This window comes from Arthrobacter ipis (assembly GCF_014694315.1).
GTDB classification, from domain to species: Bacteria; Actinomycetota; Actinomycetes; order Actinomycetales; family Micrococcaceae; genus Arthrobacter; species Arthrobacter ipis.
Map to the genome: position 1 here is coordinate 572,710 of NZ_JAAOXD010000004.1, position 19,161 is coordinate 591,870.

Genomic DNA, 19,161 nt, shown 5'->3' on the forward strand with positions numbered 1-19,161 from the left:
GTGGAAGTCAGGAACCAGCCGGAATCCGAACTGTCGGCATTTCGAGAAAGTCCCCGTAGTCAGCCACTGCCACCGCCAGTGCCTGCTCAGCGGCAGGGCCGAGCGGCCGGGAAAGACGGATGTCGAGTTCGCAGCGCTGCGCGGCGGACCCGCGCCGGACCAGCGAGTGCCGCCAGGAGCCGGCCTGCACTCCGTCGGCCAGGACCACATGCATGGGGTTGTCGCCAAAGGGATAGGCGGGCGCGGTTCCACCGAAGTAATGCCGAGAGACCGAATAGCCCATGATGTATTCGTCGTAGCACTGGACCAGATCGATCTGCGGCCGTCCATCCCCGGCCCGCTCCGGTTCCAAGCCCCGCCCCAACCCGCCGCCGTGCCCCAGTGTCTCCCTTCCGGATTCCGGCGGCCGAAGATAGAAGTCAGAGCCGTCGAAGCTGGCCGCAACGATGGCGCCCGGAGCGGTCTCGTCCGCCAGCGCCAACCCCTTGCGCACATCAGTCATCGTGAGTCCCGACCAGTCCGCGCAGTCCCGGACGGTGGCAGGCCCCCGGCTTCCGAAGTACCTCAGCGTCAGGGCCGCCAAAGACTCTTCCCGGGAGGGCGCGGCAGCCGGGGCGGCCCCGGCGACGCGCTCATCGAACGCCGCATACGTCTGCCGCAGTGCGCCGCCGGGACTTCTCACGGGCGCGCCGCTCACCAGCACCCAGGGCCCGCAGCCACGGCAGGTCATCGCGGTGCACAAAATGCCACGTGGGCCGGAGGATGTGGGTCCGGAGAATGCGGCCGTCGGCGAGTGCCTGCTCCACATCGGCGGCCGTCGCGCCGCCGGTCCGCTGGGCCAAGGACCAGCGCGCATAGGGGAACTCCTGCGCCTGTACGGCCAGCAGGTTCTTCACGGCTTCCTCGGCGGTGGCCGCCCGCGGCTCCCTCAGCTGCTGGCCGGCCAGCCGCGTCCGCAGCACCTCATGGGGTTCCATGCCCGACGCTGCTCCTCGCCTTTGCCAGTCCAGTCAGCCCATCCTGTACCGCCGCCGCCTGACTACGCCACCGTAGGTTGCAACCCGCGGGTAACTGTAAGAATGGAGCCATGACTTTAGCCGACTCCTTTCCTGCCCCCGTTGTTCTGTGGTCCAAGCCTGAGGAAGCCAGGGCCGGCAAGCCACTGCTCGTCCTGCTGCACGGCTACGGCGCGAACGAGCAGGACCTCCTCAGCCTGGCTGACATGCTCCCGGACGAGTTCACGGTGGCATCGGTCCGGGCCCCCATCGCCATGGGGCCGGGCTTTTCCTGGTTCCCGCTGACGGGGTCGATCGAATATTCCGTAGACGCCGTCAAGGACGCGTCGGCGTACGTGCTGGACTGGCTGGACACGGTCAAGGCCAGCCACCCGTCCGTCACGCTGCTCGGGTTCTCGATGGGTATGGCCATGGCCACCACGCTGCTGCGTCAGCGGCCCACTGACTTTGCCGCCGTCGTCGGACTTTCAGGCTTTGTGGTTAACGCGGAGTCCGACGGCGAGTTCCGCGACGCCGAGCTGGACGGAACAGTGCCGCTGTTCTGGGGCCGGGATCAGCAGGATCCGGTCATCACGCCGGACAAGATCGAGTACACGATGGGCTGGGTGCGCAAGCACGTGAAGCTGACCAAGGTCCTCTACACCGGCATGTGGCACGGCATCAACGCCCAGGAGATCGGGCACGTGTCCGAGTTCCTCACCCACGAGGTGTTGAAAAAGTAAGCCCCTTTTAGCGAAGCAAGCTTTTACGCCTGGGGAGCGCTGACCCGGACGGTCTGGCCGTTCACCGTCACGGTGTCCCCGTTGTGAAGCTGCCGGCCACGACGGTCGTCGATCTCACCGTTGACCTTGACCAGGCCGTTCTTGATCAGCTCCGTTGCCTCCACGCCGTCCTCCACGAGGTTGGCAAGCTTCAGGAGCTGGCCCAGGCGGATCATGGTGTCGCGGATGGTGATCTCTTCGATTTCCGGGTTGCTCATACCAGTAATGATGCCTGACGTAAGGTGAAACCAATGACCCATGCACCCCGGCTGCCCCTTGCCGTGGGCCTCCCGATGGCCGTGGCCTCCGGCCTTGCCATTCCCGTCCAGGGGCGGATTAACGGGGCCCTGGGTGCACGCCTCGGTGACGGCATCGCCGCCGCCGTCGTCAGTTTCAGCACCGGGCTGATCGTGATGGTCGTCGTGTCCCTGCTGGCCCCCCGCGGGCGGGCCGGCCTCGCCCGGATCCTGCCCGCGCTGCGTGAACGCCGCTTCCCGCCGTACTACGCGCTCGCGGGCGGCATTGGTGCGTTCTTCGTCTTCGCGCAATCCTTCACCGTGGGGCTGCTGGGCATCGCCCTCTTCACCGTGGCAACCGTCACCGGACAGACACTCAGCGGCCTCCTTGTGGACCGCCTGGGCATCGGTCCGGCAGGCAAGAAGTCGGTGACCGGCATCCGGGTCATCGGCTGCATCCTCACCATCGCAGCCGTCGCCTGGGCGGTGTCACCCCGGTTCGCCGGCGGCGCGGCGAGCGCGGCAGGAAGCGCGGCGGCCGGCGGGGTTGCCGACCCCGCATCGCTCCTGCTGCCGGTCATCCTGCCGGTTCTCGCCGGCTTCCTCATGAGCTTCCAGCAGGCCATGAACGGCACTGCCACCGTGCACTACGGCACCCCGATCGCTGCCACTCTGGTGAACTTCATCGCCGGCACCTGCGTGCTGTGGGTGGCCTGGTCCATCAAGGTGGCCGTCGCCGGGCCGGCCAACCCGCTGCCGGCGGAATGGTGGTACTACCTCGGCGGGCCCATGGGCTGCGTGTTCATCGGCCTCGGCGCGCTTCTTGTCCGCAGCCTAGGGGTGCTGGTGACGGGCCTCGGCATGATCGCCGGCCAGCTGCTGGGCTCGCTCGGCCTGGACCTGCTGGCGCCGACGCCGGGCACCGTGGTGGAGGCTGCCACGGTCCTGGGAACCCTGCTGACCCTCGCTTCCATCGTGGTGGCCACCCTGCCCTGGCCCCGGGGCGCGTTCCGAAGGTGACGGGGTGCCTTTCGGAGGTGACGGCGCGGCTTCCGCAGATGAGGGCGCCTTCCGGAGGCAGCTCCCGGTAGGCTAGGTCTCGCAGCTTCCTGCACTGTTTTCCCTTTCCCACGCCCCCGCCCGGCATCCAGCCGCGGTCCAGGGCCACAGACACCGCGGACCGCACCCAGCGGCCCTGTAGAAATTGGAGTTCCCATGGCAGCAAAATCCGTCCTCGACCAGGTCATTTCCCTTTCCAAGCGGAGAGGCTTCGTTTTCCAGGCCGGCGAGATCTACGGAGGCTCGCGTTCCGCTTGGGACTACGGACCCCTCGGTGCCGAGCTGAAGGAAAACATCAAGCGCCAGTGGTGGCAGTCCGTGGTGCGCGGCCGCGAGGACGTGGTGGGCCTGGACTCCTCCGTGATCCTGCCCCGCCAGGTGTGGGAAGCCTCGGGCCACGTGGACGTTTTCTCCGACCCGCTCGTCGAGTGCCTCTCGTGCCACAAGCGCTACCGCGCCGACCACCTCGAAGAGGAATACGAGGAGAAGAAGGGCCGCCCGGCCGAGAACGGCCTCAAGGACATCGCCTGCGCCAACTGCGGAACCCGCGGCGAATGGACGGAGCCGCAGGAGTTCTCCGGCCTCCTGAAGACCTTCCTGGGCCCGGTAGCCAGCGAGGAAGGCCTGCACTACCTGCGCCCCGAAACCGCGCAGGGCATCTTCGTGAACTTCAACAACGTGCTCACCACCTCCCGAAAGAAGCCGCCGTTCGGCATCGGCCAAATCGGCAAGTCCTTCCGCAACGAAATCACGCCCGGAAACTTCATCTTCCGCACCCGTGAGTTCGAGCAGATGGAAATGGAATTCTTCGTGGAGCCGGGCACGGACGAAGAGTGGCACCAGTACTGGATGAAGGAGCGCATGTCCTGGTACACCGGCCTGGGCATCCGCGAGGAAAACCTGCGCTACTTTGAACACCCGCTGGAAAAGCTGAGCCACTACTCCAAGGGCACCACCGACATCGAGTACCGCTTCGGCTTCCAGGGCTCAGAGTGGGGCGAGCTGGAAGGCATCGCCAACCGCACCGACTTCGACCTCTCCACCCACGCCAAGGCCTCCGGGACGGACCTCAGCTACTTCAACCAGGCCACCAACGAGCGCTTCACCCCGTACGTTATTGAGCCCGCCGCCGGCCTGACCCGGTCCTTCATGGCGTTCCTCATCGACGCCTACACGGAGGACGAGGCCCCCAACGCCAAGGGCGGCGTGGACGTCCGCACCGTGCTCAAGCTCGACCCGCGGCTCGCCCCGGTCAAGGCTGCTGTGCTGCCGCTCAGCCGTAACGAGGACCTGTCCCCGAAGGCCAAGGACCTGGGCACCCAGCTGCGCAAGAACTGGAACATCGACTTCGACGACGCCGGCGCCATCGGCCGCCGCTACCGCCGCCAGGATGAGATCGGCACCCCGTTCTGCATCACCGTGGACTTCGACACGCTCGAGGACCAGGCGGTCACCATCCGTGAACGCGACACCATGAGCCAGGAACGCGTGTCCCTGGACAAGGTGGAGGGCTACCTGGCCGCACGGCTGATCGGCGCCTAGCCGTGGCGATCCAATACCGTGAATGGCACGAGGGCGACGACCTCGCGCTGCTTGAGGTCTGGGGCGACCCGGAAACCGATCAGGCGGGCCAGTTCCGCGCCACCCTCGCGCCCTCGGGCAACGCGCCGTGGCGGCGCTGCATCGTGGCCGAGGACGTCGTCGACGGCGTGGCCATCCCAGTCGCCGCCGGCGTGGTCCACGAGGCCAGCCTTCACCCGGAGCGGCTGTGGGTGTACGTCGAAGTGGCCCGGGACCACCGCCGATCGGGCATTGGTTCCACGCTGCTCATGATGCTGCGCCGCGAGGCGGAAGGGTCGCCGTCGGGCGTTACCCGGCTGCGCTGCAAGGTGGAGCCGGGCACCACCGGTGCCGCCTTCGCAGAAGCTGCGGGGCTTACCCCGATCCAGCACACCCGGCTCGTCGTGGTGGAGCCGGCGGCCCTGAAGCTTCCGGTCTTCGGCGACGGTTCCGAGGAAGCGGCGTCGGAGCGCATCCAGGACCTGGCCACCGGTTCGGTGGAGCTGTCCGACGTCGTCGGACGGTACTACTCGTCCGTCCACGGCTGGGACAGCCCGGGTGAACTGGGCATCGGTACGGTGCAGCGGCTGTTCCTGGACGAGCTCAGCGGTGCGCATGGCGCGATCGTTCTGCGCGCCCCGAAAGCCAGCGCCTTCGGGTCAGGCGTGCCGGCAACCCGCAAGGGCAAGATCCAGGCCTTCGCGATCAGCTATGCGCAGGGCAACTCTGATCACCCCTCGGATGTGTTCCTCGGCCATGAGCCGGAGCTGGATGCCGACGAGGCCCAGGCCGCGGTCCGCGACTTGCTGGCACTCATCGCATACCAGTACCCGGTGCTCATGGAAGTGGACGATTCGATGACAGCGCTTCGCACCGTCGTCGAGCCGCTGATGGAAGCGGGCAAGGCCCGCCGCCAGGGCTCCGAGACGTTCGTCGTCTCCGACTGACGCAACTGTGTAGCAGTTCAGGGCGTTCTCAGGGCTGGGAACGCCCTGTACTGATACCTACTTGGGCTGCTACTCACGTGGGTGTACCGGGGCCGATGTGGTTCGGGAAGTACGACGGCGGTCCCTCGCCAGGTCGGCGGCATCGAGCCTTCGCCGTTCCGCCTCTGAGATGGCACCGCCGCCGAGGTCCGCCGGCATCCACCAGTCGCCGCGCCGCGCCGCCACGGGAAAGCTGGCGATGGCGGCGTCGACTCCAGCCTGCAGCGTCCTGCGGAGCCGCGCCGTTTCAGCCTCCGCGTCGATGCCCGCAGTCAAACGCACCGGCTCGCCGATATGCACCCGTACCGGAGCACGCCGGACGCGGTGCAGCGGAAGGCCGTTGCCGCGGGTCAGGATCCGGTGGGCACCCCAGACGGAGACCGGAATGAGCGGCACGCCTGCCTCGGCCGCCATCCGCACGGCGCCCGTCTTGCACTCGCGGACCTTGAAGCTGCGGCTGACGCCGGCCTCCGGCATGACCGCCAGGTAGTCGCCGGCACGGAGCCTGGCCACGGCGTCGTCGTACGCCGCAGTTCCCGAACCGCGGGGCACCACCACCTGGCCCGCTGCGCTGATAAATGGACCCGCGAGCCAGTGGTCCGCCGCTCCCTGGTGGATCATGAACCGCAGTTGCCCGCGGTTGTGCCGCCACAACACCAGCTCGGCAGCGGCGAAGTCCAGGTAGCCGAAGTGGGTGATGGCGACGACGGCACCGGCTTTCCCGTCCGGCAGGTTTTCCTGTCCCGTCACCATCAGGCGGATCCGGAACAGCCACCGCAGGAAGAGCCCTGCCCGCACGAGGAGGCGGTAGAAGCGGTTGCTGGCGGCCGGGGTCCAGGGCATACGATGCTGCCGGATCTCAGTGCCGCCGCGGCGGCCACGGGATGAAGCCGCTGGTGGACTGCACGTAGGCACGGTAGCCGGGGCGGCCGGACATGGCCTGCTCCGTGAGCGGCTTCCCGGTCTTGGCGGTCAGCGTCCAGATCATCAGTGCAGGGGAGAGAACGGTCAGGACGCCGGGCCAGGACTCAGCCGCGATGAGGAACAGGCCGGCCCAGACGGCGGCGTCGCCAAAGTAGTTGGGGTGCCTTGTGTAGCGCCACAGCCCGGTGTTCAGGACGGTTCCCCTGCGGGCAGGATCCTTCTTGAACTGCTCCAGCTGCCGGTCGCCCACCGACTCGAAGATGAATCCGGTCAGCCATACTGCCGAACCAGCCACGGCGAGAGGCCCGAGCGGACCGGCGGCGAACATGCCCACCTGGATGGTCAGCGAGACGAAGAACATCACGAGGCCCTGTGGCAGGTAGACGCGGCGGAGGGCGTAGGCGTTCCGCGACCCGCGTGCTCCTTTGAGCAACGCCACGTAGCGGGGGTCCTCATGGCCGCCGCGCGCCCGGCGGCCGATGTGAGTGCCGAGCCGGATTCCCCAGATGGCTGTCAGAACCAGCAGGAGTACCCGCCTGCCGCTGTCGCCCTCCGCGGCCGAGAGGACATAGGAGATCAACGCGATGACGACAAAGCCCGGGCCCCACGCCACGTCCATCACCGAATGCCGCGCTTGGCCGCCGGCCACGATACTGCCGGCCACGGTACTGGCCGCCCCGGCCCCGATGGCAACGGCGTACGTCACGGCAAGCACCAGCACCACGCCCAGCGCTGCCCACGGCAGGCTGGCCACGAACGCCTCCAGCGCAAACGGGCTCATGAAAGATGTTTCACAGAACTAGCGGCAGTGCCTCGCCGGACGGGGGCAGCACCCTGTCCAGGGCTGCCGTAGACGCAGAGGGCCCTGCCCCGGGAACCCCAGTCCGTTCCAGGAAGGCCTTCATCAGGAACCCGGTGGCCAGCCTGTGCCACAGCCCTACCCTCCGGAACATGAAGTGCCCGGCCCCGCGGAGCGAGACGTACCTCATCTCCGCCGCTCCCGAAGCCGCCCGCCGCGCGAACCGCAGTGATGCCGCCGGGCTCGTCCACCGGTCCTCGTTCCCGTGAACGATCAGGACCTTCCGTCCGGCGACCGCGGAGGCGGGAGTGGCGTCATCGAGCCACGGAGCCAGCGCCACCACGGCGTCCACGCCCGGTTCATCCGCCGCACAGATGGCGGTGAGGCCGCCCATCGAATGCCCCAGCAGGTAGACGGGCGCTCCGGGGTGCGTCTCGCGGATTTTGGCCAGCGCCCAGCGCGCATCCTTCAGCGGGGTCATGTCCTCGCCGTTCCAGCCGCGCACGCTGTTCCGCAGGATCCAGACCTCCAGGCCGTGCTTTTTGCCGGCACCGTGCAGGTGGCGGGCGAACGGCACCATCCGCGCCGGGCTCAGGTGCCTGGCCTGGACGGGCTCGAAGCTGCGCGACTTGCCGCCGTGCAGCACCAGGGCCACGCCGCGGGTGGGACCGGACGGGGCCAGAACCGTCAGCACCGCTTCGTTGCCAGTTCGGTGTTGGCTCACTGCTGCATCCTCCGACGTTTCGTCGTTCATTTATCAACCCTATGGCGGCCGCCGTAGAGTTCAAGCATGAGGTTTAGCTGCTGATGGGTTCAGGTCACTCCCACGGTCATACAGGGCATTCGGAGCCAACCGCTGAAGCGATGGCCGCCCGCAGGAAAGCAAACAGGATTCTGGCTGCGGTGCTGATCCCGCTGACCCTGCTGACCCTTGCGGCCATGGCCGCGCTCTGGCCCTCGGGCAGCAAGGAAGGCCTGACCCTGGCCAACCCGTATGCCGCAGCCCCGGGCGTCACATTCGACACCGGGCGGATCCAGCGCGTGGTCACCGAGAGCTGCACGCAGGCGTCAGCCGGAGACAGCGCGGCCGGAGGCACGGCAGCCCAGGACGGCCCAGCGCAGGGCAGCACAGGCGGCGGTTCGCAATGCACCTTCGCATTCACAGAGCCGGACAAGGGCGGCAACCCTGTCAAAGTGGTGATCAACCCGGACATCGCCAAGTCGCACGGCGTCAAGGTGGGCGACAACATCCGCTACCTCAACCTGTCCCACGCCCAGGCGGCAGCCACCGGCACCGATGCCCCGGCGGCCCAGGGGTCGCCGTCGTACATCTTTGTGGACTTCGTCCGCACCATGCCGATCATCCTGCTGGCCATCCTCTACGCCGTCGTGGTGGTAGCCGTGGCGCGCTGGCGGGGGCTGCGCGCCCTGATCGGCCTCATCGGCGCCTACTTTGTGCTGGGCAGCTTCATGCTCCCCGGCCTCGTGGAGGGCAAGCCTCCGCTCCTGCTGGCCCTGGTGGGCTCGACGGTAATCATGATCGGGGTGCTGTACTTCGCGCACGGATTCTCGGCGCGGACTTCGACGGCGCTGCTGGGCACCATTTTCGGGCTCGGCATCACCGCCCTGCTCGCGGCCTGGGCCACCGACGCGGCCAACCTCGCCGGCGTGGGAAGCCACGACGCCGCCACGCTCGTGAACATCTCGGACAGCATTTCAATCTCCGGCATCATCCTGTGCGGCCTCATCATATCCGGGCTCGGCGTGCTGAACGACGTCACCATCACCCAGTCCTCCGCGGTGTGGGAGCTGTACGAACTCGCGCCCAACACGAGTGCGCGGAAGCTGTTCTCCTCGGCCATGCGGATCGGCCGCGACCACATCGCCTCCACGGTGTACACCATTGCGTTCGCCTATGCGGGTGCCGCCCTGCCCATCCTCATCATCGTGATGCTCTACAACCGTCCGCTGGGGGAGGCGCTGACCAGCGCCGAGCTGTCCGAGGAGGTCATCCGCACGCTGGTCGGCTCCATCGGCCTGGTCCTGGCGATTCCGGTCACCACGCTGATCGCCGTGCTGGTGGTCAAGGCCACGGGCGTCCGGTCGGCTGTATTGCCCCGCACGTCGGATGCTGATCCCCACCCGGGCGGCCATGCCGCCATAACGGCCGACGACGTCGACGACACCGGCGCGCTCGCGGCCGCCGCGGCGGTGGCTGGCCGGGAACGTGCCGAAGCTGACGCGCCGGCGACCCGGCGGGGACGGCGTGCTGCCCGGCATGATTCAGTGCAGCGGGACTGAACGCCGCCGTCGCCGTCCCGCCCGGACTTCTGCCCGATTTGCCCGCCTTTGAGACAATGGACGGGTGACTGTTGTAGCAACGCCTCCCGCCCCCCGGCTGGAACTTCCGCCGCTGAAACTCGGCCCCATCACCGTGGACACCCCGGTGGTGCTCGCCCCCATGGCCGGAATCACCAACACCGCCTTCCGCAGGCTCTGCCGTGAATACGGCGGCGGGCTGTACGTGGCCGAGATGGTCACCTCCCGAGCCCTTGTGGAGCGGACGCCGGAATCGCTGCGCATCATCTCGCACGACGACGACGAGAAAGTCCGGTCCGTCCAGCTCTACGGCGTGGACCCCGTCACCGTGGGTGCGGCCGTCCGCATGCTGGTGGAGGAGGACCGGGCGGACCACATCGACCTCAACTTCGGCTGCCCCGTGCCCAAGGTCACCCGGCGCGGCGGCGGATCGGCCCTGCCGTGGAAGATCGACCTCTTCACCTCCATCGTGCAGACCGCCGTCCGGGAAGCCTCCAAGGGCGGCATCCCGCTGACCATCAAGATGCGCAAGGGCATCGACGATGACCACCTGACGTACCTCGACGCCGGCCGGATCGCGCGCGATTCCGGTGTTGCCGCCGTCGCCCTGCACGGCCGCACGGCGGCTCAGTTCTACTCGGGCCAGGCTGACTGGTCCGCCATCGCCCGCCTGCGCGAGGCCCTTCCGGATATTCCGGTGCTGGGCAACGGCGACATCTGGTCCGCCGAGGACGCCGTCCGGATGGTCCGCGAAACCGGAGTCGACGGCGTCGTCATCGGCCGCGGCTGCCAGGGCCGGCCCTGGCTGTTCGGCGACCTGCAGGCGGCGTTCGAAGGCAGCGACCAGCGGCACCGTCCCGGCCTGCGCGAGGTGGCCGAGGGCGTATACCGGCACGCCGAGCTCATGGTCGAAACCTTCGGAAATGACGAATACAAGGCGCTGCGGGAGATCCGCAAGCACATGGCCTGGTACTTCAAGGGCTACGTGGTGGGCAGCGACCTGAGGACGAAACTGGCCACCGTGCCCACCCTCGAAGTGCTCCGCGAACTGCTCGACCAGCTGGACATGGACCTGCCGTATCCCGGCGTCGACTCGGAGGGGCCCCGCGGGCGCGCCGGTTCACCCAAAAAACCGGCCCTGCCCAAGGACTGGCTGCTGAGCCGCCAGCTGAACGAGGACCAGTCGCGTGACATCGCCGCGGCAGAACTGGATGTGTCCGGTGGCTGAAAGCCGGCTGGCGGAAGCCCGCACCACCCCGCAGGCGCTGCCGGGCTACGAAGCCCGCGACACCGCCCGCTGGGTGGAGGAACCGCCCAAAAGCACGTACCGCTCCGACTTCGAGCGCGACCGTGCCCGAGTGCTGCACTCCTCGGCGCTGCGCAGGCTCGGCGCCAAGACGCAGGTGGTGGCCCCGGACACCGACGACTTTGTCCGCACCCGGCTGACGCACAGCCTCGAGGTGGCGCAGGTGGGCCGGGAACTGGGCCGCGCCCTCGGCTGCGATCCCGATGTGGTGGACACCGCCTGCCTCAGCCATGACCTCGGCCATCCCCCCTTCGGGCACAACGGTGAATCGGCCCTCAATGAGATGGCCCACGCGATCGGCGGGTTTGAGGGCAACGCCCAGACCCTGCGGCTGCTCACCCGGCTGGAGCCGAAGGTCCTCGACCCGGAGGGCAGGCCGGCCGGCCTGAACCTCACACGGGCCAGCCTTGACGCGGCCGCGAAGTACCCGTGGTCCGCCCTGGACGCCCCCGTGATCCACGGCCAGCGCACCAGCAAGTTCGGCGCGTATGAGGACGACCTGCCCATCTTCAACTGGATCCGGGAAGGCGCCCCCGAACGGCGGTCCTGCCTCGAAGCGCAGGTCATGGACCTCGCGGACGACATCTCGTACTCCGTGCACGACGTTGAGGACGCGATCGTGGCCGGGCACTTCCAGCTGCGGTGGATGGACAACCCGGACCACCGGGCGCGCGTGGTGGGGTACGCCAAGCAGTGGTACCTGCCGCACAACGACCCCGCCGCCATCGACGCCGCCCTGGCACGGCTGGAAGCCACCGACGTCTGGGTGCGCGAGGCGGACGGCAGCCGCAAGTCCATGGCGGCGCTGAAGGACATGACCAGCCAGCTCATCGGCCGGTTCTGCCAGAGCGCGCTGGAAACCACCCGCGCCGTCTACGGCCCGGCGAACCTGACCCGCTATAACGCCGAACTCATGGTTCCGGACGAGACCGTCCTGGAGATCGCGGTGATGAAGGGCCTGGCCACCACGTTCGTGATGACCACGGACCACCGGCAGCCCATCTACGAGCGCCAGCGCGAGGTGCTCCACGCCCTGGTGACGGCGCTGAACGCCTCCGGTGACCGGCACCTTGAGCCCATGTTCGCCGCCGACTGGCGCGAAGCTGCCGACGACGGCGCCCGGCTCCGGGTGGTCATCGACCAGGTCGCATCCCTGACGGACGGCTCGGCGCTGGCCATGTACGAACGGCTCGTCGGCAGCCTGCCGTCCCTGTGGTGAGATTGGACGCACCAGTCCACATACGCTCCATGAGCGCTGCCCGTGGCAGTGCCCCAGAGACTAGGATTGCTTCGTGGCTGGGCTGATTAAACGGGAAGACATCGATGAAGTCCGCCAGCGCACGGACATCAAGGAAGTCGTCGACGGCTACGTCACACTCAAGGGCGCCGGCCTCGGCTCCTACAAGGGCCTGTGCCCTTTCCACGACGAGCGCTCGCCGTCGTTCACCGTCCGCCCGCAGGTGGGCCGCTACCACTGCTTCGGCTGCGGCGAGGACGGCGACGTCATCTCCTTCGTGCAGAAGCTGGACCACACCTCCTTCCACGAGGCCGTGGAGAAGCTGGCCGCGCGGATCGGGTACGAGCTCCGCTACGAGGACGGCGGCACCGGTCCCAGCCGCGAGGAAGTCGGCAAGCGCCAGCGGCTCCTCGACGCCCACAAGATCGCCGACGAGTTCTTCCGCGCCCAGCTGCTGACAGCCGGTGCCGCCGAGGGCCGGAAGTTCCTGCAGCAGCGCGGCTTCGACCGGGCCGCAGCCGACCACTTCGGCGTCGGCTACGCACCCCAGGGATGGGACGCGCTGCTCAAGCACCTGCGCGGCCGGGGCTTCACCGATCCGGAGCTGAAGCTCACCGGGATGTTCTCCGAAGGCAACAGGGGCATCTACGACCGCTTCCGGGGCCGCCTGATCTGGCCCATCCGGGACATCGCCGGCGACACCATCGGTTTCGGCGCCCGCAAGCTCTACGAGGACGACCAGGGCCCCAAGTACCTCAACACCCCGGAAACCACGCTCTACAAGAAGTCCCAGGTGCTGTACGGGATCGACCTTGCCAAGCGGAACATCGCCAAGGACCGGCAGCTGGTGGTGGTGGAGGGCTACACCGACGTCATGGCCTGCCACCTGGCGGGAATCCCGACGGCGGTGGCCACCTGCGGTACGGCGTTCGCCGCCGACCACATCAAGGTTGCCCGCCGCCTGCTGTCCGACGACGGCACCGGGGGAGAGGTCATCTTCACCTTCGACGGCGACGCGGCCGGCCAGAAGGCGGCCCTCCGGGCCTTTGAAGAGGACCAGCGCTTCGTCGCCCAGACCTATGTGGCCGTCGAACCCACCGGGGCCGACCCCTGCGACCTGCGCCAGACGAGGGGTGACGCCGCCGTCCGCGACCTGATCGCGTCCCGGCGGCCGCTTTTCGAATTCGCCATCCGCGCCACCCTGCGGAAGCACAACCTGGACACCGTGGAGGGGCGGGTCGCCGCGCTGCGTGAGTCCGCCCCCGTGGTGGCGCAGATCCGCGACGCCGGGCTCCGGCCTGGCTATGCCCGGGAACTGGCCGGGTGGCTGGGAATGCCCATTGAGGACGTCTCCAGGGCTGTGGGTGCCGCCGCGAAACGGGGCAGCGATCCGGAAGCTCCCGGCGTAGCGGCGCTTCCGCCGTCGGGCGTCCTTCCATCCTTCCACCGTCCCGACCCCCGGGACCCGGTGGCGTCCATGGAGCGGCAGGCCCTTGAGGTGGCACTGCAGGAACCGGCGATGCTGGGTGGTGCGGCCTGGGAGCGGTTCGCGAGCGCCAGGTTCGCCACGCCCGCCTACCAGGCCATCCACGACGCCATCCGAGCCACGGCTCCGGGCTTCTCCGGCGACGCCGTGCAGTGGGTGGAAGCGTTGCGCCAGGAGGTTCCCGAGCCGCTGCAGCCGCTGGTTTCTGAGCTCGCCGTGGTGCCGCTGCCGGCTAATACAGCCGAAGCGGTGCAGAAGTACTGCCGGGACATCCTCGCCAGGCTGTCCGAGCTGCAGATCACCCGCGTTAAGGCGGACAAGCTGGGGCAGTTGCAGCGGCTCGATTCCACTGCCCACCCCGAGGAGTTCCAGCAGCTGAACCGCGAACTCATGATGCTCGAAATGGAGCGCCGGTCGCTCCGCTCCGATGCCTAGGTGGAGAGCAAAAGACGCCGATTTCGTTTCCGGGCAGGGTGTTTGCTAGGCTAGTACCCGCTTCATTCCTCCTTAGCTCAATTGGCAGAGCATTCGACTGTTAATCGAAGGGTTGCTGGTTCAAGTCCAGCAGGAGGAGCGCGCAGTCCCCGTTCCGGGTTCCGGAACGGGGACTTTTTTATACCCGGGAGGGGTATTAGTGCCCAGTGTTGGCGCCGATTTCACATTGCGGCAGAACGTTTGCTAATGTCATACCTGCTTCATTCCTCCTTAGCTCAATTGGCAGAGCATTCGACTGTTAATCGAAGGGTTGCTGGTTCAAGTCCAGCAGGAGGAGCGCACAGTCCCGCGGTTGGCCCAGAGCCGGCCGCGGGACTTTTTTGTGTCGTCAGTGCGGCGTCAGACGAAATCCATCTCCACCTGGAGGAAGCGCTCTGCCTCGGCTATGGCGGCTTCAAACGCTTCCCGCTCTGTGGGGGACTTCCGCGGCTCCCGGGGGTGCCACTCGTGGGGCGAGGAGTGCACGCGCGTGAAGCCGCCGTCGGGCGGGGCATAGAAGATGCCGAACCGCTGGACCGGCCATTCGGGAGACGTTTCGGGTGCCACCAGCAGGGCGGCATTGAAAGCCGGATTGAACCACTGGGCTATGGGCCGGCGCCGGTCCTCGGTGAAAAGTCCCGCCGCATAGAGCGCTGCCGACTGCGCACTGGTCTGGGTGCACAGCCGGTCCCACCACAACGGCAGAATGCCGGAGTCGCACCGCTGCCACGTGGCCGGAAGCGGGGGATGATCCTGCCAGTGGGGCACGTAACAACTTTATCGCGCAGCTACCCCAGCGAACAGATGGTCTGACGTCGATCGCCCCCGGTCCGGACGTACGGCGCGGCTTTGGGGAAGGGGCGGGTCAGGGCCGGTTCCACGGTCCTGGATTGACGCGGTACAGCAGGGCAGAACCGACGACGGCGCCCACCAGGATGCCCAGCGCCGCGTTGCCCATCATCCTGCCCGCGAAGAAGCCGGCCACGGCGCCGAGGATGGCGCCGAGGAACAGCCCTCGGCCGTTGCGGTGGGGTTTGCGGGTCATGGTGCCAGCCTACCCGGCGTGCATCAGGGGAACTTAGTGGATGGAAGGCACCGTCCGGGGCCGGACCACAAGCCACAGGGCGGCTGCTGCGAGGAAGATGCAACAGGCCTGGACGGCGCCCATGGGCGTGGCGGAATTACCGCCCAGCCATCCGACGACGGGGGAGATGATGCCGGCCATCATGAAGGTGGACGCCCCGAGCAGGGACGCGGCCGTGCCGGCCTGCGCGCCGTGGCTGGCCAGTGCCAGGACCTGCACGCAGGGGAAGGTGAACCCGGTGCCCAGGATGTAGAACCACAGCGGAACCATGACGCCCCAGAGCCCGAACCCCAGCTGGTCGAACACGACGATCAGCACGGCCATCAGGAACATCCAGGCCGTGGAGCAGGCCAGGATCCACTGCGGCGGGACCCGCTTTATCAACCGGGAACTTGTCTGCACCCCGGCGACGATGCCCAGCGAGTTGACGCCGAAGAGGAGGCCGTACTGCTGGGGGGAGAACCCGAAGACGTCCTGGAACAGGAAAGGGGAGGCCGAGAGGTAGGTGAACAGTCCACCGAAGTTCATCCCGCCCAGCATCAGCAGCCCCACGAAGATCCGGTCGGAGAAGAGGACACCGTACCGCTGCCGGGCCGTCAGGCCGGATAGACCCCGTTTCTCCCGCGGCAGTGTCTCCCGGACAAGCACGATGGCGGCAAGGATCACCGCGGTGCCGTAGCAGGCCAGGAACACGAAGATGCCCGGCCACGGCATGACGAGGAGCAGCTGGGATCCAATGACGGGCGCCAGGATGGGGGCGAGCCCGTTGACCAGCGCCATCCGGGAGAACATCCGGACCATGGCGTAGCCGCTGAACAGGTCGCGGACCATGGCCATCGCCACCACGCCGCCGCCGGCGGCGCCGATGCCCATGAGGACGCGGAACACGCCAAGGGTCGCGATGTCGGTGGAGAGCGCCGCGCCGAGTGAGGCAGCGATGTGCAGGGCCGTGGCCAGGATCAGCGGGAGTCTGCGCCCGAACTTGTCGCTGAAAGGTCCCACCACCAGCTGCCCCAGGGCAAAGCCGACAGTGGTGCCGGTCAAGGTCAGCTGGACGGCTGCTTCCGAGACGTTGAGGCTCGCTTCCAGGGCGGGGAAGGCGGGCAGGTAGAGGTCCACGGTGAACGGCCCCAGGGCGGTGAGCGCGCCGAGTAGAAGGATGTACAGGAATTTCTGCCGGCGGCTGAGCGCATCGCCCGGGTTGGTGGTGGTCACAGAGAACCATCCTAGGGCTGACAGATCAGACTTTTACAGCGTTGGAGGGCTCGCCGGGGCTAATTCCAGAAGTTCAGGCTGACCCTGAATGATAGTTTTGTCAGCGGGGGAGCGCGGACGCACCGGAAACCCCCCGAAACAGCGAAAAATCGACGACGGACCAGTAAGGCGGAACCTATGAGCGGGCGTCACATCGGGCGGACCAACCAAGGACTGCGTATCACTGCGCTGCCAAAGACAGTGAAACTGGCCCTCAAGCTTGCGCCGCGCCAGCTCAATGATGAGATCGCGCTTGCCAAGATCGAAGCGAAGCGCAAAGGCAAGCAGCTTGGCGTCGCCGGTGCGTTCTTCGGCGTGGCCGCCGTCTTCCTGGCCCTGCTGGTAACCGGTCTGATCGTGGCAGCCATCATGGGCCTGGCCACCATCATGCCGGCCTGGCTTGCGGCCCTGCTCGTCAGCGCGGTCTTCCTGCTTATTGCGCTGATTGGCGGGCTCATCGGCCTCCGGAAGTTCAAGCAGGCCATGCCGCTGATTCCGGAGGACACCGTCCGCGGCCTCAAGCACGACCTGGGCATCGCCAAAGAGGGCTCGGACTTCGACGCCGCTGTGCTTGATCCCAACTCGCCCCAGGCGAAGGCCGCGGCGGAAGCCAAGGCCGCGGACAAGGCCAGGGCCAAGGCTGACAAGGAAGCCAAGAAGTCCGCCGAGGCCGTGGATGTTCCCGTGGCCACCGAGCCTGAACTCCGCCGCCGGCTGAAGCAGCGCCGTGAACACCTGACAGGTGTGCGGGACGAGCTTGGCGAGGAACTGGATGTGAAACCCCAGGCCCAGGCACTGCTCGGCGTCGCGAAGCACCGCGCCGCGGAGGGCAACGAGAAGTTCCAGGAGATCCGTGGACGTGCCGCCGAACGCTTCGCCGCCCTGTCGACGTCGGCCCGCTCCGGCGCTTCGGAGGCCTCGCTGCCCGGCCAGCTGGAGGCACGCTGGAAGCCGCTGCTTGCCCTCGCAGCCTCCACCGCGGTCCTGCTCGCCCTGCTGCGGAAACTCTTCAAGAGCTGAGCCTTGCCCTGAACGAAGACTGTGATAGGCCCGCCGGCCGTGGAGAGGGAGGCCTGATGAGATTCATCGGTGCTGGTTCCCGTCCCGGCCGGCCGCATGTCGATCGCGATCTGATCTATACCGTCCCCAACCTCGTTACGGTACTGCGCTTCATGGGCGTGCCGATCTTCGTCTGGCTTGTGCTGGCCCAGAAGGAATACGGACTTGCCGTGCTGGTGCTGGCCATCATGGGCAGCACCGACTGGGTGGATGGCTACATCGCCCGGCGGTTCAACCAGACCTCCAAACTCGGGCGCGTCCTGGACCCCATCGCCGACCGGCTCGCCCTGATAGCCGTTGCGGTCACCCTGGTGATCGCCGGCGTCGTGCAGTGGTGGTACCTTGCGGCGCTGGTGGTACCCGATGCTGTCCTGCTGGGCTTGTCACTGTTCTACTTCCGCGGGCACCCGGACCTGCCGGTCAGCCTGGTGGGCAAGGCCCGCACCGGCCTGCTGCTGCTGGGAACCCCGCTCCTGGTGCTGTCCAAACTGTCCATTCCGTATGCCGGAGCATGGTTCGTGGCGGCATGGGTCGTTCTGGCGCTGGGGCTCGTCGGCCACTGGATTGCCGCCTACAACTATTTCTGGGCGATCCGGCGCAAAGGGAAAATGCAGACGGCCGACGACGGCGGGAACGGCTGATGGTCTGGGTTGCGGTTTTGCTCGCGGTCTTGGGCGCCTTTTGCCTCGCCTTTGGTGCCCAGCGCCAGGGCAGTGCTGTGAAGGCGGACACCGGCGGTCTTGCGCTGAGCTCCAACGGTTTCCTCCGCCTCCTGCGGAACCCCCGGTGGGTCTTCGGCCTCCTCCTGCTCTGCATGGGCATGGCCATGAACTCCGTAGCCTTGGTCACAGCACCCCTCACCGTGGTGCAGCCCATCGGCGCCATCGCCCTGGTGGTCACCACTGTGGTCAACGCCAAGGACCAGGGGCTGAGCATCAACCGCGCCACGGTAGTAGCAATCACCGCGTGCGTGACGGGATCGGCGCTGTTCGTCCTGCTGGCCGTCAACGTCACGCAGGAAAGCCACCACGTCACGCCCGAGGACGAACTGACGATCGTACTGCTGCTTTCCCTGGCGGTGGGCATCTTCGGGAGCCTCGCCGCAATGTTCAAGCACCGCATGAGCGCGTTCATTTACATCCTGGGCGCCGGCATCCTGTTCGGTTTCGTGGCCGTGCTGACCCGGATCATAGGCAAACACCTGCTGGACCCGAACGGCCAGTTCCTGCTGAACGTGCCGTGGTATTCGGTAGTTGCCATCGCAGCGGCCGGGGGACTCGGGTCCTGGTTCGTCCAGAGCGCGTACTCCACCGGTCCGCCGGATCTGGTGATAGCCGGACTCACCGTCATCGACCCCATTGTGGGCATCGCGATCGGCATCACGATCCTTGGCGAACTGCGCCCCGATGTCCACGCCGTCTTGGCTATTGCCATGGGTACGGCCGCAACCCTTGCTATCGTGGGAGTAATTGCCCTTTCAAGACACCATCCCGAGGTCACCAAACGGAAGAAGGACGTTCGGAAGGCCACGGGCAGGGCGTCCCACTAGCCGGTTTTCACTGCGGACCAGGCAAGAATGTGCCGGTGCATCACGTGCCGGC

The 19,161-nt window shown here is 67.4% G+C and carries 20 protein-coding genes and 2 tRNA genes; 13 read left to right on the forward strand and 9 right to left on the reverse strand.

The window, feature by feature from the left end:
- Positions 1-7 precede the first annotated feature (7 nt).
- Positions 8-682 carry a DNA glycosylase AlkZ-like family protein gene (locus G9E11_RS14530; protein WP_311764373.1) on the reverse strand — a complete coding sequence of 225 codons (675 nt, stop codon included), beginning with the start codon at positions 680-682 and terminating at the stop codon, positions 8-10.
- Positions 633-977, reverse strand: coding sequence for a DNA glycosylase AlkZ-like family protein (locus G9E11_RS21540; protein ID WP_311764374.1), 345 nt, complete (start codon positions 975-977; stop codon positions 633-635). Before G9E11_RS21540 ends, G9E11_RS14530 begins: the two co-directional genes overlap by 50 nt.
- A gap of 110 nt (positions 978-1,087) precedes the next feature.
- Between G9E11_RS21540 and G9E11_RS14535 the strand changes: the two genes are divergently transcribed.
- Positions 1,088-1,738 (forward strand): alpha/beta hydrolase, encoded by a 651-nt coding sequence (locus G9E11_RS14535; RefSeq protein ID WP_190606867.1) that lies wholly within the window; start codon positions 1,088-1,090, stop codon positions 1,736-1,738.
- A 23-nt stretch (positions 1,739-1,761) separates the two neighbouring features.
- On the opposite strand, the gene G9E11_RS14540 is transcribed toward G9E11_RS14535, so the two are convergent.
- The gene (locus G9E11_RS14540; RefSeq protein WP_190606869.1) at positions 1,762-1,995 is read right to left on the reverse strand and encodes an RNA-binding S4 domain-containing protein; all 234 of its coding nucleotides are present in this window, start codon (positions 1,993-1,995) and stop codon (positions 1,762-1,764) included.
- A gap of 33 nt (positions 1,996-2,028) precedes the next feature.
- On the opposite strand from G9E11_RS14540, the gene G9E11_RS14545 reads away from it, so the two are divergent.
- From G9E11_RS14545 to G9E11_RS14555, 3 genes are all read left to right on the forward strand, one after another.
- Positions 2,029-3,033 carry a DMT family transporter gene (locus G9E11_RS14545; protein WP_190606871.1) on the forward strand — a complete coding sequence of 335 codons (1,005 nt, stop codon included), beginning with the start codon at positions 2,029-2,031 and terminating at the stop codon, positions 3,031-3,033.
- A 195-nt stretch (positions 3,034-3,228) separates the two neighbouring features.
- Positions 3,229-4,614, forward strand: a complete 1,386-nt coding sequence (locus tag G9E11_RS14550) for a glycine--tRNA ligase (protein ID WP_190606872.1) — start codon at positions 3,229-3,231, stop codon at positions 4,612-4,614.
- Between the two features lie 2 nt (positions 4,615-4,616).
- The gene (locus G9E11_RS14555) at positions 4,617-5,579 is read left to right on the forward strand and encodes a GNAT family N-acetyltransferase (RefSeq protein WP_190606874.1); all 963 of its coding nucleotides are present in this window, start codon (positions 4,617-4,619) and stop codon (positions 5,577-5,579) included.
- 69 nt (positions 5,580-5,648) lie between these two features.
- Here the strand turns inward: G9E11_RS14555 and G9E11_RS14560 are convergent, their stop codons facing one another.
- Genes G9E11_RS14560 through G9E11_RS14570 form a run of 3 tightly spaced genes read right to left on the reverse strand, consistent with a single transcriptional unit; the run spans position 5,649 to position 8,095 of the window.
- A complete protein-coding gene (locus G9E11_RS14560; protein ID WP_190606876.1) occupies positions 5,649-6,461 on the reverse strand; it encodes a lysophospholipid acyltransferase family protein in 813 nt (270 codons plus the stop codon).
- 16 nt (positions 6,462-6,477) lie between these two features.
- Entirely contained in the window at positions 6,478-7,323 is an 846-nt protein-coding gene (locus G9E11_RS14565) for a DUF1295 domain-containing protein (protein WP_190606878.1), read from the reverse strand.
- A 10-nt stretch (positions 7,324-7,333) separates the two neighbouring features.
- A complete protein-coding gene (locus tag G9E11_RS14570) occupies positions 7,334-8,095 on the reverse strand; it encodes an alpha/beta hydrolase (RefSeq protein WP_190606880.1) in 762 nt (253 codons plus the stop codon).
- Positions 8,096-8,205: 110 nt separating this feature from the next.
- On the opposite strand from G9E11_RS14570, the gene G9E11_RS14575 reads away from it, so the two are divergent.
- From G9E11_RS14575 to G9E11_RS14600, 6 genes are all read left to right on the forward strand, one after another.
- On the forward strand, positions 8,206-9,642 hold the full coding sequence (locus G9E11_RS14575) for a YibE/F family protein (RefSeq protein ID WP_246468939.1): 1,437 nt from the start codon (positions 8,206-8,208) through the stop codon (positions 9,640-9,642).
- A 64-nt stretch (positions 9,643-9,706) separates the two neighbouring features.
- A complete protein-coding gene (gene dusB / locus G9E11_RS14580; RefSeq protein WP_190606884.1) occupies positions 9,707-10,888 on the forward strand; it encodes a tRNA dihydrouridine synthase DusB in 1,182 nt (393 codons plus the stop codon).
- Complete coding sequence (locus G9E11_RS14585) at positions 10,872-12,185, forward strand: deoxyguanosinetriphosphate triphosphohydrolase (protein WP_190607107.1); 1,314 nt, start codon at positions 10,872-10,874, stop codon at positions 12,183-12,185. Before dusB ends, G9E11_RS14585 begins: the two co-directional genes overlap by 17 nt.
- Before the next feature lie 73 nt (positions 12,186-12,258).
- The gene (gene dnaG / locus G9E11_RS14590) at positions 12,259-14,124 is read left to right on the forward strand and encodes a DNA primase (RefSeq protein WP_190606886.1); all 1,866 of its coding nucleotides are present in this window, start codon (positions 12,259-12,261) and stop codon (positions 14,122-14,124) included.
- A 66-nt stretch (positions 14,125-14,190) separates the two neighbouring features.
- A tRNA-Asn gene (locus G9E11_RS14595) sits at positions 14,191-14,263 on the forward strand.
- 125 nt (positions 14,264-14,388) lie between these two features.
- A tRNA-Asn gene (locus G9E11_RS14600) sits at positions 14,389-14,461 on the forward strand.
- Between the two features lie 62 nt (positions 14,462-14,523).
- Here the strand turns inward: G9E11_RS14600 and G9E11_RS14605 are convergent.
- From G9E11_RS14605 to G9E11_RS14615, 3 genes are all read right to left on the reverse strand, one after another.
- The gene (locus G9E11_RS14605; protein ID WP_076798221.1) at positions 14,524-14,931 is read right to left on the reverse strand and encodes a hypothetical protein; all 408 of its coding nucleotides are present in this window, start codon (positions 14,929-14,931) and stop codon (positions 14,524-14,526) included.
- A 97-nt stretch (positions 14,932-15,028) separates the two neighbouring features.
- Positions 15,029-15,208: a hypothetical protein gene (locus G9E11_RS14610; RefSeq protein WP_102970802.1), complete on the reverse strand. Its 180-nt coding sequence runs from the start codon at positions 15,206-15,208 to the stop codon at positions 15,029-15,031.
- 33 nt (positions 15,209-15,241) lie between these two features.
- The gene (locus G9E11_RS14615) at positions 15,242-16,462 is read right to left on the reverse strand and encodes a multidrug effflux MFS transporter (RefSeq protein ID WP_190606889.1); all 1,221 of its coding nucleotides are present in this window, start codon (positions 16,460-16,462) and stop codon (positions 15,242-15,244) included.
- A gap of 177 nt (positions 16,463-16,639) precedes the next feature.
- On the opposite strand from G9E11_RS14615, the gene G9E11_RS14620 reads away from it, so the two are divergent.
- Genes G9E11_RS14620 through G9E11_RS14630 form a run of 3 tightly spaced genes read left to right on the forward strand, consistent with a single transcriptional unit; the run spans position 16,640 to position 19,109 of the window.
- Complete coding sequence (locus G9E11_RS14620) at positions 16,640-17,521, forward strand: phage holin family protein (protein WP_190606891.1); 882 nt, start codon at positions 16,640-16,642, stop codon at positions 17,519-17,521.
- A 56-nt stretch (positions 17,522-17,577) separates the two neighbouring features.
- On the forward strand, positions 17,578-18,201 hold the full coding sequence (locus G9E11_RS14625) for a CDP-alcohol phosphatidyltransferase family protein (protein ID WP_190606893.1): 624 nt from the start codon (positions 17,578-17,580) through the stop codon (positions 18,199-18,201).
- Entirely contained in the window at positions 18,201-19,109 is a 909-nt protein-coding gene (locus G9E11_RS14630; RefSeq protein ID WP_190606895.1) for a DMT family transporter, read from the forward strand. Before G9E11_RS14625 ends, G9E11_RS14630 begins: the two co-directional genes overlap by 1 nt.
- Positions 19,110-19,161: the final 52 nt, after the last annotated feature.